This window comes from Myxacorys sp., assembly GCF_059501405.1.
The window spans coordinates 144,934-156,144 of the sequence record NZ_JCACCM010000127.1 but is presented as its reverse complement, the minus strand read 5'-3'; the positions used below and the strand labels follow the sequence as shown (position 1 = coordinate 156,144).

At 48.3% G+C, this 11,211-nt stretch carries 12 protein-coding genes; 7 read left to right on the top strand and 5 right to left on the bottom strand.

Annotated features, from left to right (window positions below):
* Window positions 1-134: 134 nt before the first annotated feature.
* A complete protein-coding gene (locus AC5I6P_RS18045) occupies window positions 135-671 on the bottom strand; it encodes a phycobiliprotein lyase (RefSeq protein WP_495695168.1) in 537 nt (178 codons plus the stop codon).
* A gap of 209 nt (window positions 672-880) precedes the next feature.
* Here AC5I6P_RS18045 and AC5I6P_RS18040 point away from each other — a divergent pair, with 209 nt between their 5' ends.
* The 6 genes from AC5I6P_RS18040 to AC5I6P_RS18015 all read left to right on the top strand — a co-directional run bounded on the left by AC5I6P_RS18040 (window position 881) and on the right by AC5I6P_RS18015 (window position 6,704).
* Window positions 881-1,825 carry an ABC transporter ATP-binding protein gene (locus tag AC5I6P_RS18040; RefSeq protein ID WP_495695167.1) on the top strand — a complete coding sequence of 315 codons (945 nt, stop codon included), beginning with the start codon at window positions 881-883 and terminating at the stop codon, window positions 1,823-1,825.
* Window positions 1,818-2,591, top strand: coding sequence for an ABC transporter permease (locus tag AC5I6P_RS18035; RefSeq protein ID WP_495695166.1), 774 nt, complete (start codon window positions 1,818-1,820; stop codon window positions 2,589-2,591). Before AC5I6P_RS18040 ends, AC5I6P_RS18035 begins: the two co-directional genes overlap by 8 nt.
* 235 nt (window positions 2,592-2,826) lie before the next feature.
* Window positions 2,827-3,990 (top strand): ABC exporter membrane fusion protein, encoded by a 1,164-nt coding sequence (locus AC5I6P_RS18030; RefSeq protein ID WP_495695165.1) that lies wholly within the window; start codon window positions 2,827-2,829, stop codon window positions 3,988-3,990.
* Between the two features lie 58 nt (window positions 3,991-4,048).
* On the top strand, window positions 4,049-5,287 hold the full coding sequence (gene devC, locus AC5I6P_RS18025) for an ABC transporter permease DevC (RefSeq protein ID WP_495695164.1): 1,239 nt from the start codon (window positions 4,049-4,051) through the stop codon (window positions 5,285-5,287).
* 23 nt (window positions 5,288-5,310) lie between these two features.
* A complete protein-coding gene (locus AC5I6P_RS18020; protein WP_495695163.1) occupies window positions 5,311-6,021 on the top strand; it encodes a DevA family ABC transporter ATP-binding protein in 711 nt (236 codons plus the stop codon).
* Between the two features lie 428 nt (window positions 6,022-6,449).
* Window positions 6,450-6,704 (top strand): hypothetical protein, encoded by a 255-nt coding sequence (locus tag AC5I6P_RS18015; protein ID WP_495695162.1) that lies wholly within the window; start codon window positions 6,450-6,452, stop codon window positions 6,702-6,704.
* Window positions 6,705-6,769: 65 nt separating this feature from the next.
* Here the strand turns inward: AC5I6P_RS18015 and AC5I6P_RS18010 are convergent, their stop codons facing one another.
* From AC5I6P_RS18010 to AC5I6P_RS18000, 3 genes are all read right to left on the bottom strand, one after another.
* Window positions 6,770-8,395, bottom strand: a complete 1,626-nt coding sequence (locus tag AC5I6P_RS18010; RefSeq protein ID WP_495695161.1) for a glycoside hydrolase family 3 protein — start codon at window positions 8,393-8,395, stop codon at window positions 6,770-6,772.
* Between the two features lie 48 nt (window positions 8,396-8,443).
* On the bottom strand, window positions 8,444-8,833 hold the full coding sequence (gene rbfA / locus AC5I6P_RS18005) for a 30S ribosome-binding factor RbfA (RefSeq protein WP_495695160.1): 390 nt from the start codon (window positions 8,831-8,833) through the stop codon (window positions 8,444-8,446).
* A gap of 73 nt (window positions 8,834-8,906) precedes the next feature.
* Window positions 8,907-9,101, bottom strand: a complete 195-nt coding sequence (locus AC5I6P_RS18000; RefSeq protein WP_495695159.1) for a DUF751 family protein — start codon at window positions 9,099-9,101, stop codon at window positions 8,907-8,909.
* 154 nt (window positions 9,102-9,255) lie between these two features.
* On the opposite strand from AC5I6P_RS18000, the gene AC5I6P_RS17995 reads away from it, so the two are divergent.
* Window positions 9,256-10,146, top strand: a complete 891-nt coding sequence (locus tag AC5I6P_RS17995; RefSeq protein WP_495695158.1) for a DNA adenine methylase — start codon at window positions 9,256-9,258, stop codon at window positions 10,144-10,146.
* A gap of 50 nt (window positions 10,147-10,196) precedes the next feature.
* Here AC5I6P_RS17995 and AC5I6P_RS17990 read toward each other — a convergent pair whose 3' ends face one another.
* Window positions 10,197-11,114, bottom strand: a complete 918-nt coding sequence (locus tag AC5I6P_RS17990; protein WP_495695157.1) for a metallophosphoesterase family protein — start codon at window positions 11,112-11,114, stop codon at window positions 10,197-10,199.
* Between the last annotated feature and the right edge of the window lie 97 nt (window positions 11,115-11,211).

Here is an 11,211-nt window from a genome sequence, read left to right as displayed (position 1 = left end):
GCATTCCGGGCACTGCAGAGAATCACCTTATCCATCTCTCCATTATGCAACGCCAGATTCGTTTATATAGCAAAACGCCTACAGATATTTGTCTGTAGGCGTTCTCATCTGTAGGCTTTCTAATCGTGGGTCGATTAAGCAAGCCGTTTTTCCAGATATTGACCGATCATCTGTTGTTCGCCCAAGCGCGAAATAATCGTCTGACGGGTGCGATATTTATCACCCACTAATTTCAATTCTTCTTCAAACACAGAACCTCTATACTCTGTCCGTAAGCATAGTGTGTCAGGATTAGTGAAATAAAATCCAGCCGTTACTGGTTTAGGGGTCGCAAAGCCGCGATCTCGATACAGCATTGACCCAATGACGCCAAACAGTGTTGAGCCTTTCGACTCTTTGCGCCCCGACACCGAATTCTCGCTGTCCCAAGTCACAGCCGCTCCGCACGTCATTGCATCGAGATCCTCCAATCCGTGCAGTTGGGCTAATTTAATGAGTTCAGGACAGCCTGGCTCTAAAAAGCGAGCCGTGATCAGGCTGTTCATTTCTTTGACTTCACCATCGGGCAAGGTGTAATATCGCCGCTCTGAGCGCCACTGCCCCGCCGAGCGCCGGAAAAAATCAGCAATTAGAACATCATCTGCTTTAGAAGAAAAATCTAGGGATATCACGAGAACCGCTCCTGAAAGATGTAAGAGAGAGTAGTTAATCGAGCAGTAAACTTATGCACAAAACATAGCCATCTGCGCAATCTAAGCGATATATTGTAACGTTTATTAATATACTTCTAGATTTCCAAACCATCAATGCACCAGAGGATGAAGTTTCTGTCTGTCATGATAGAGACAAAACATCTCACCTTTAACTCAGATCAGAATCGATGCACGTTTTAGAAGTTCAATCTCTTCAGAAAAGCTATCGCTCGTCCGGCAAAGTGGTCGAAGCGGTGCGAGATGTTTCCTTCAGCATTTCTGCTCAAGAGGTGCTGGCGTTTTTAGGACCGAATGGAGCCGGGAAAACGACCACGATTAAGATGATTGCCGGGTTGATTGTGCCCGATCGCGGTTCGGTGGATATTGCCGGACGCGATCCACACCGCAATTCGAGGGCACTGCGATCGCTCGGAGCCGTTCTCGAAGGCAACCGCAATATCTATTGGCGACTCACGCCCGAAGAAAATCTGGAGTATTTTGGCGTGTTGCGGGGATTGAGCGGTCGCGTGGCACGGCAACGGGCACGAGGATTACTCGATCGCTTTGAGTTGTCGCACAAACGCAAAACCACTGTTCAAACGCTGTCGCGAGGAATGCAGCAAAAGCTAGCGATCGCGGTTGCCCTGATTCACGAACCCCAACTGCTGCTGCTCGATGAACCCACCTTGGGACTTGATGTAGAAGCGACACAGACGGTCAAACAATTGGTGAGAGAAATCGCGCAGGAAGGACGAGCAATTTTGTTAACCACGCACCAATTAGACCTAGCAGAAGAGTTGTCGGATCGGGTAGCGATTATTAATAAAGGAAAAATTGTCGCTCAAGAAAATACAGCCGATCTGATTCGTCAATTCTCTGGAATGGTCTACCAGATTGAATTAGAGGAAGAAATAAACCGGAGTTTTCTAGAGGTTCTTGGACGAGAGCGTGTGGCAAACCTCCAATCCCTTGGCGCAATCCTTGATGGCGATCGCATTTACGTTCGTGAAACTGAACTGTTGTATCAAGCGTTAGAGATTTTGAACCCGCTTGCGATCGCTCGCATCGAAAAAGACCAAGCTAACCTAACTGATATTTTCTTAAAATTCATTCGTGAGGAGCATCATGCTTGAGCTATTTATCGCCCAACTCAAGTGGAGTTCGATTCAATACCGACGCTATGCCAGCGAAGCGATCGGCGGCGTTATCGCTCTAACCGCAACGTTTTATGGACTGTTTCTCAGCGCTAGCTACATTGGTGGCGGCGGTGTTCAGTTTGGCGATCGCTTAGATTCGGTGATCGTTGGTTATGTTCTTTGGTCGCTGGTGATCTTCATCATGGGGGGTATTCCTGGCACCTTGCAGCGCGAAGCTCAAGTAGGAACCTTAGAGCAACTGTTTATTTCGCCGTTCAATGCCACTCAAATTCTATTGTTTAGAGCGATCGGCGATCTAATCATTCAGACGTTTCTCATTTCAATCGTTCTGTTTGTCATCATGCTGACAACTGGGCGTTGGCTATCCTTTTCTCCAGCGTTGATCTTGCCATTTATTAGTGTTGTGCTAGGAGCGTATGGCATTGCCTTTGCGGCGGGAGGATTGGCGCTGATTTTCAAGAGCATTCAGCAATTGTTGGGAATCTTCAACTTTGCGCTGTTGTTTCTACTCACAATCCCAACCGAGAGCTGGAGCGGGACTCAGAAACTTTTAGGATGGATTTTACCGATGACGACAGGAGCGGGATTGTTGCGAGACCTGATGGCGCGATCGCAGTCCTTAAATTTGTCGCTCTTAGGATTAGCGCTGGCGAATGGATTGATTTATTTTGCGATCGGCATCACTTTATTTCGATGGGCAGAGCGAGAAACCAAGCGTAGAGGCAAACTCGCGGGATATTAAGGTTTTTATCTCAGTAATTTCTGATTCTAATCAAAGCGAGCTGCTTCACATTTAGCAATAAAGAAATCATAATGAAAGTGAATCATTGAGTGATATTAAAATTCTTCGCACATCGGTACTGCAAAGCTTCAAAAGGGATTTGCAACGCGAAGTCTAGCAGGAGCATTAGAGAACGTGATTCACTTCTGCCTACTCAACGGTCTCACAACCCAGTTCCTTGTTCCCGAAGGCTGCTATGAGTGCTAAATCGTTTTTGAAGCCAACTAGCGTACGACTGGTTCTAATTGGCTCTGCTATCTCCTTAGCCCTCGCTGGCTTCGGCATTTTTTCCTACGCCAATCGCCCTTCACCCCCATCGGTTCCTTCAACGTCTGCGTCCCCCGTCCCCGATGCAATCAGCGCTTTAGGCCGGCTAGAACCTGAAGGCGGCGTTCTCAAGATTGCGGCCCCGGCTGCCACGTTTGGAGGCAGTGTTGGCGGGTCACGAGTGGCGCGATTGCTGGTCAAAGAAGGCGCACAGGTTAAAGCCAATCAGCCCTTAGCGGTGATCGATAACTATGACTCTCTCGTGGCGTCGGCCATGCAAGCAGAAGCTCAAGTCAAAGAAGCTCAAGCCCAGCTTGCACAGGTTCAAGCGGGAGCAAAGCAAGGTGATATCAACGCGCAACGCGCCACCGTTCTGAGAGCAAACGCCGAATTGCCAAAGGCAGAGGCAGATTTTCAGAGAGCCGATGCCGAATATCGCAAAGCAAAATGGGACGCCGAGCGCTATCAGCAACTGTTTCAATCTGGGGCGATTCCAGAATCAGAGTTGCGCGATCGCGTCCTGACCCTAGAGACGAAAGAAAAACAGCGACAGCAAGCTCAACAAGCGATCGCGCAGGCAAAGCTCGAACTTGAAGGCGCAAGACAAACCCTCAATAGCGTGTCAGAAGTTCGTCCGACGGATGTGCAGCAAGCCGAAGCTAAGGTTCAAGTCGCGATGGCAACCTTGCAGAAAGCCAAAGCAGATTTGAACAATGCGATCGCGCGTGCGCCCATCGATGGTCAGGTACTCAAAATTCATGCTGACCCCGGAGAAGTGATTGGCGATGACGGCATCTTAGATCTCGGTAAAACGAGCCAAATGTATGCGGTGGCCGAAGTGGATGAAACCTACATCGGTAAGGTGAAGGTTGGGCAGCGTGCCAAAATTACAGGCTATGCGTTTCCGGGTGAGATCGAGGGAACGGTGGAGCGGGTTGGATTGCAAGTGAGCAAAAACGCTGTTCTCAGTACTGATCCGGTCGAGAAGACAGACACTCGCATTGTCGAAGTCAAAATCCGGCTCGATAACAGTAGTGCGGTTGCTGGACTGAGTAATTTACAGGTTAAAGTTGCCATTGGCGATGCCCAATAAACGATCGCGCTTTCAACGGGAAGACTCAAACAATTTGAACCCTCGGTTCCATTAACCCATGTTCGCTATTCCTCTTGCCTGGTTACAACTAAAGCGTGAGAAAATCCGGCTACTCGTTGCCTTAGCGGGTATCGGTTTTGCCGTAATTCTAATGTTCTTGCAGCTTGGCTTTCAGGATGCTTTATTCGATAGCGCCATCACCTTTCATCGCAATATTGAAGGTGATATTTTTCTGGTCAGTCCCCAATCGACCTCTCTAATTTCGATGAAGAGCTTTCCAGAGCGGCGACTTTATCAATCGCTTGGCTTTTCTGGAGTGAAATCGATCAGTCCCATTTATATCGGCTTCGGGATTTGGAAAAATCCCTTTTGGGAAGGTCCGCCAACGTCTCAAACTCGAAGTATTTTAGTGATCGGCACTGTTCCCGGAGATGATATTCTCTCTCTTCCAGGAATTCATGAGCGCCAAGCGCAACTTCGTTTATCAGACGTTGTTTTATTTGACAGCGCTTCTCGGGCTGAGTTTGGTCCCATCCCTGCCAAGTTCGAGGCACTGCAACCGGGCGATCCACCGATTAGAACTGAGGTAGAAAGCCGCCGCATCGAAGTTGGTGGAATCTTCACGATGGGGGCATCGTTCGGCGCGGATGGCAACCTGATCACAAGCGATCTCAACTTTCGGCGCATTTTTGCTTCGCGTCAGAAAGACTTGATTGATATCGGTGTGATTCGGCTGGAACCGGGTGCAGATTTGCTAACCACGCTAGAGCGCTTCAAACAAAATTTGCCAGGAGAATTGAGGATCGATCCAAAGAAAACTCCTGAGCAAGCGAAAGAAGATTTTGTTGTCGGGGATGTGCGAGTGCTGTCGAAAGCAGCATTTGTGGCGGTCGAGCAAAACTACTGGAAAGAGAGCACGGCGATCGGCTTTATTTTTACCCTCGGAGCCGCGATTGGGTTTGTGGTCGGAACGGTGATTGTCTATCAAATTCTCTACACCGACGTTGCCGATCACTTAGCCGAATACGCCACGCTAAAAGCGATGGGATATCGCAATCGCTACCTTTTATCGGTGGTGTTCCAGGAAGCGATCATCTTATCGATCATGGGATTTATCCCAGGTTATATTCTCTGCATTGGGCTTTACACCCTGACTCGCAATGCCACTGCCCTGCCGATCGCGATGACCTTAGCCCGGAGCATTACCGTGTTGTGCCTGACTGTTTTGATGTGTAGTATTTCGGGCGCGATCGCGGTTCGCAAAGTCCAACAAGCTGATCCTGCCGACATTTTCTAAGTTGCCGCTTTTAAGTTTCTGTCATGTCAGACATTCCTTCAGACATTCCTATTGTTGAAATTCAGAACGTCAATCACTCGTTTGGTTCGGGGCGGTTGCGGAAACAGATTTTGTTCAACATCAACGCCACGATTAAACCGGGCGAAGTCTTGATCATGACCGGACCCTCGGGATCGGGTAAAACAACTCTGCTCACCCTGATTGGAGCATTGCGCGCGACTCAAGAGGGCAGCCTCAAGGTGCTGGCTCAAGAACTGAGAGACGCGCCAGAGAGCAAACTTGTCGAGTTGCGCCGTAACATTGGTTATATTTTTCAGGCTCATAACCTGCTGAATTCGCTGAAAGCTTGGCAAAACGTGCAGATGTCGGTCGAACTACACCCAGAGGTGTCTAAACAGGACTCCCGTGCAATGGCAGAAGAAATGTTAGCGGCGGTAGGGCTGCGAGAGTGGGTCAACTACTATCCCAGCGAACTCTCAGGCGGACAAAAACAGAGAGTTGCGATCGCGCGTGCCCTCGTCTCTAAACCCAAACTCGTCTTGGCGGACGAACCAACCGCCGCGCTCGACAAAAAATCGGGTCGCGATGTGGTGGAAATTATGCAACGCTTAGCCAAACAGCAAGGCTCCGCCATCATTCTTGTAACTCACGACAATCGAATTCTAGACATTGCCGATCGCACGTTACATATGGAAGATGGATATTTGACGTCTCTTGATGCTGCTCCGCTCTAGTGGTATTTCGGAGTGATTTTGAGAGATGAGAGGGTAGTGTATGTAGACCTGTGGCTCGGGTTGGACGATCGCATTGCCTGTTATAAGAGATGAAACGAAGAGCCTAAGTCACTTCGTTCTTCCTCGCAAAGCCAGTCGAAGACCTCCATCATCCCTACATTGATCAAGTAAGTACTAATGGCCAGTGGTTAAGTTACAGAAAAAGTATAAAGATTGCAACAATCCGATAAAGCATTTATTAAATATTCATAACATTAGTTGTTATGGGAGAAAAAACTGAGGGAACTCTACGAGAAGAATCTACAAACAATACGTCTAAAGATGGATTACACCCACCAGTTGCAGTTTTGAGTAGGTTCTAAATCAGTCAAACACACAGGTATTTCACTATGCGCTCTAACCGCTGTTCCCTCGAATCTGGTCTCAAGTTGAGAAGTACTCTGCCCCGCCCTAAAACCGAGGCAGCGGCGTACTTGAATTTGTACAAACTAACGATTGAGAAAAAACGCCTCGAACACGAACTAGAATCTATTGAAATTCGTCGTCATCGAATTCAAAAGCGATTAACGTTTCTGAGCAGCCAAGTTGCTGAACTTGATAGAAGTGCCACATGCAAGACTCCTGCAACCAAACAAGCCGCTCCTGATAGTGCAGCCTTTAATACTCTGTTCTTGGAGTACTAATTGCAAGTTGTTCCCGTTGTCTTCAGTATGTCAGTAAGGGCGCTTTTGAGCGTCCTTTTGTTTGCTTAGCTGGTTTGATCAACCTTCAGCAGAGTGCTAAGTGCGATCGCTTGTGCCGACTGCATTTGTCCGTAGCTAAACACATAAGATACATCAGATGGCAGCTTTGGAATGAATTGTTCTAGCACATAGGGGCTGCCATAGATTACGAGTGCTTGCAGTTGATCAGAGTACAACAGAAATTCAAACCAATTTTGTGCGGTTTCTGTTAACCCTGCGCTACCACGAAAGGGATTGCCCCGAATAAAAAGTTGCAACAGCGTTGGTTGTGGTTTTACGCTGTCAAATGAAACGTCAGGGGTATGTTGATCGACAATCTGAACGCGCGTAAAACCTGAGTGCTGAGGTAGCGCGATCGCAGGTGCAGTTCGTCCCAAAAAATCGCAATCGATCATGTCATCAACAACGATTAAATTTCGTCCTCCACTTGATTTGTCTAATCGAGACAGAGTGGGTTGGTGAACCTGCATCGATCGCTGCAAAATTTCTTGCACAGTTGCCGCGGAGCTACGCTCTGCTCTGTCTGACTGTCCTAATCGCTCTGCCAAACCATGAGGCGTTGCAAACGAAGCGGCATTGCCGTTTGATGCTGCGATTTTTGATTTTGCGTGCAAAATGCGTTCTACCGACGCCCAAATTCTCTCGCGAGAAATTCGTCCTGACTCCACCGCATCGCAAACGGCTTCGATCGCTTTCTCCGGCTCCAATGGCATCAACAGAATATCGGCTCCCGCTTCTACGGCAAGAATACAGGCTTCTGCGGTTCCGTACCGATTTGCGATCGCGCCCATCACGAGCGCATCGGTTGTCACTAACCCATCAAATCCTAATTCTGCTCGTAATAAATCAGTGAGAATGGGGTGAGAAAGCGTTGCGGGAGCTTGATCATCCAACGCCGGAATTTTCAGATGAGCGCTCATGATCGAATCAACGCCCGCTGCGATCGCGGCTTTAAACGGTGGCAACTCAATTTGATCTAAGCGATCGCGATCGTGGGGAATCGTCGGCAGCTCTAAATGCGAATCGATGGCCGTATCGCCATGTCCCGGAAAATGTTTAGCGACTGTTAACGCGCCCCCAGACTGCACGCCCGCAATAAACGCTGTTGTGAGAGCAATCACGATCTCTGGCGTTTCGCCAAACGATCGCACATTAATCACCGGATTATGGGGATTGTTATTAACATCAACGGTGGGCGCGAGAATCCAATTTAGGCCGATCGCTAATCCTTCTTGAGCCGTGACCTTGCCCATCTGGTGGGATAAGTGGCAAGCAGTTTCGAGATCCGTTTGGGCAATGGCAGCCAGTGCCATGGGTGGCGGAAACCAAGTCGCGCCCGAAAATCGCTGTCCAACACCTTCTTCAACATCAGCGCAGATCAAAAGTGGAGTTGTGGCCCAATCTTGAAACTGGTGCGATCGCAGGGCAATTTCCGCAGCGCTTCCTCCTAGCAGAATGGCCCCTCCCACACCCAATTCTTTGATCCAACGCTGAAGCACTGCCGCCGGGGGTTCCCACAGCGGATAGCGAATTTCGTGATCAAACAAATGCCCAGACGCCCGAACAACCACCATTTGAGCGACTTGCTGAGCCAAGCTCAAAGCGTCTGGATTGGAAAACGGGTTAGACATAGTAAGTTAAACATAGTATCGATGGGTAAATTTGCCCATCGCATCAAATCAATCTTCTTTTACCTCATCTTCCTCATCAAAGTCCTTGCGTTCCTGACTAAGACGACTAATTAAGTTCAAAACCTTATTGCCCCGCTCAATGGAATGATCTTCTAGGAAGACTACTTCAGGGGTGCGACGCAGCCCAATCCGGCCCAACTCGCGACGGACATAGCCCGTCGCCGACTTCAAACCATCCATTGTTTCTGCTTTTGCGGCATCGTCACCATAAACACTGACAAAAATCTTAGCGTGCTGCAAGTCACCCGACACGACTACATCCGTCACGCTAACCATGCCTGTACCCACGCGATCGTCTTTAATGCCGTTCATCAGCATCTGGCTCACTTCGCGTCTAATCTGCTCAGAGACCCGCGCCACTCTTCGATCTGTCGCCATAACCGTCGCCCTTACTTACAAGAAGTTCCTCATCCTAGCACCGTCTATAAAGAGGAGCCGTCTGCCTTCCGTTTTAGATTCCTAACATTGCCCGCAACGTGAAGGTGAAAAAGGCAATCCCTGCTACAAAAAAACCGATAACGGCAACGGCGGTAAGAGGATTTTTTAGCAGAGGTACGAGGGGGGCTAAAGCAAATAAAATTACACCCACCATTACACTAAACAGGAGCCTGGGGTATCTGGAGCTATTAATCAGAAAGTCTCGCATAGGTCGCGTTTGTTAAATTCTTTCTCATCATATCGAGAAACTCGATCCCTTGATGCGGCCTCAACCGATTATCAAATCTGATCGGTGACGCGCAAAACTTAAACAAAGCAGATCAAATGTATTTGTTTTGGGCGAATCAGGTTAGATATTAAATATGGTTAACTCAATCCGATTAGCGCAAAGCGCCACTGCAAAGCAACCGCAGATAGCTCCGCGCCCGTTTCTCAAGTGGGCAGGCGGAAAGCATCAATTGATTGGGCAGTATCTTCCTTATTTTCCGACTGACTACTGCCACTATTACGAACCGTTCGTAGGTGGAGGGGCGATTTTCTTTCACCTCCAGCCTGAGCGAGCAGTTTTGACCGATATCAATCATGAACTGATTAATGTTTATCGCTGCGTTAGAGAAGACGTTGAGAATTTGATTGATCGACTCGAAGAACATCGAGAAGATCATTGCGCTGAGCATTATTATCAGGTGCGCTCCCTTGGGGTTTCGCAAAGTGAATCGCTGCCGACCTCAGCTGATATTGACCGCAATTTAGACCGCGCCGCTCGATTTATTTATCTCAATAAAACTTGCTTTAATGGGCTGTACCGAGAAAATTCCAAAGGCGGGTTTAATGTCCCCCTCGGTAGCTATAAAAATCCTGTTATTTGTGATCCAGATATTCTGCGGGCGGATGCTCAAGCCTTACAGTCTGCCCAGATTGAAGTGCGATCGTTTGATCGAATTCTTGAACAGGCAAAGAATGCTCAAGATTTTGTCTACTTTGATCCGCCTTATGTACCACTCAATGCAACGAGTAAGTTTACGTCTTACAGCCGATACTCGTTTTCAGAAGCCGATCAAATTCGATTGCGGGATGTTGTTGTAGAACTGCGCGATCGCGGCGTCAAAATTATGCTTTCCAATTCTGACTGTCCGTTTGTTCGAGAACTCTACAAAGATTTCAACATCCACACAATCTACGCCACAAGAAACATTAACTGCAATGCAGAAAAGCGTGGAAAAATTACAGAAGTGTTAGTGACTTCGTATTAGCGCCTTACAGAACTCGAATAATGGTTCTTGACTGTGCGATTTCGCTTTTATCAAGCCTTTTGAGCGATTTTAAGCGGGACACTACCGCGATCGTAGACCAAACCATTTGCTCCAATGCCTTGAATTTGCATCCGATTTGGGTAGATTTCGATTGCCGAAAATCCGAAGCGTGATGCTGAATGGGCTGTCCAGTCAGAGCGCCCCACCGATCGCAAATTCGCGCCACCGTGTCCTGTAATCAGATACGTGGTTCCATCAATTGGTTTAGTTCGCTCATAATTATGTTCGTGCCCATTCATGTAAAGCTGAACCTGATATTTCTTAAACAAGGGTGTGAATGCCTCGACCATCTCCGGATTGGTGCCATACTGCCCGGACGAATAGATCGGGTGATGACCATACACAACTTTTACAGGAGCATCGCTACGCTTCAGTTCTCCTTCTAACCAAGCCACTTGAGACTGCCAATCGTTGGTGTCTAATACAAAGAACTGCACCTCTTTTTCTCGGTAAGTATAGTAGCGTCCCTTCATGTTGAACGCAGGATATTTGACTTGTAAATCGCCGTTCGCCGTCCGAATATCGTGATTACCTAACGCTGCTTGAAACCGAACACCGCGCTTTAGGAGTGCCGCATACGGTTGCTCAAACGCAGAGCCAATTTTCTCCATTTCGCCGTTGGTGTAGATGTTGTCGCCTGCCATCACCACCAGCGAGTAAGGGTGGCTTTGATGATACTTCGCCATTGCCTTGCCAACCGCAAACTGATCTTTTGCGCCAGACCCCGTATCCGCGATCGCCACAAACCGCAAAATCAGATTCTTACCAGACGGCTGAAGCGGCAAGGTCGGCAATTTTGCAAATTCAGGCGGACTGGTAACGGGGCGGCTCAAGGTCTTACCAACGACCGTAAGTCCCAGTCCACTCATGCCGCCTAGAAGCAGCAGTTGACGACGGTTTAAGCGCATACTCTGTAAAATCTAGACGCAACAACAGATGATAGATTGAACTGAAAGCACTGTATTGGGTGCGAGTGTCTTTATCGTGTCTTGCAGGCAGCACAGT

What these genes read in the sequence shown, in the direction of transcription:
- AC5I6P_RS18040 (WP_495695167.1), top strand. Translation starts at nt 881, where the DNA reads ATGCACGTTTTAGAAGTTCAATCTCTTCAGAAAAGCTATCGCTCGTCC.
- AC5I6P_RS18035 (WP_495695166.1), top strand. Translation starts at nt 1,818, where the DNA reads ATGCTTGAGCTATTTATCGCCCAACTCAAGTGGAGTTCGATTCAATAC.
- AC5I6P_RS18030 (WP_495695165.1), top strand. Translation starts at nt 2,827, where the DNA reads ATGAGTGCTAAATCGTTTTTGAAGCCAACTAGCGTACGACTGGTTCTA.
- devC (WP_495695164.1), top strand. Translation starts at nt 4,049, where the DNA reads ATGTTCGCTATTCCTCTTGCCTGGTTACAACTAAAGCGTGAGAAAATC.
- AC5I6P_RS18020 (WP_495695163.1), top strand. Translation starts at nt 5,311, where the DNA reads ATGTCAGACATTCCTTCAGACATTCCTATTGTTGAAATTCAGAACGTC.
- AC5I6P_RS18010 (WP_495695161.1), bottom strand. Translation starts at nt 8,395, where the DNA reads ATGTCTAACCCGTTTTCCAATCCAGACGCTTTGAGCTTGGCTCAGCAA.
- rbfA (WP_495695160.1), bottom strand. Translation starts at nt 8,833, where the DNA reads ATGGCGACAGATCGAAGAGTGGCGCGGGTCTCTGAGCAGATTAGACGC.
- AC5I6P_RS18000 (WP_495695159.1), bottom strand. Translation starts at nt 9,101, where the DNA reads ATGCGAGACTTTCTGATTAATAGCTCCAGATACCCCAGGCTCCTGTTT.
- AC5I6P_RS17995 (WP_495695158.1), top strand. Translation starts at nt 9,256, where the DNA reads ATGGTTAACTCAATCCGATTAGCGCAAAGCGCCACTGCAAAGCAACCG.
- AC5I6P_RS17990 (WP_495695157.1), bottom strand. Translation starts at nt 11,114, where the DNA reads ATGCGCTTAAACCGTCGTCAACTGCTGCTTCTAGGCGGCATGAGTGGA.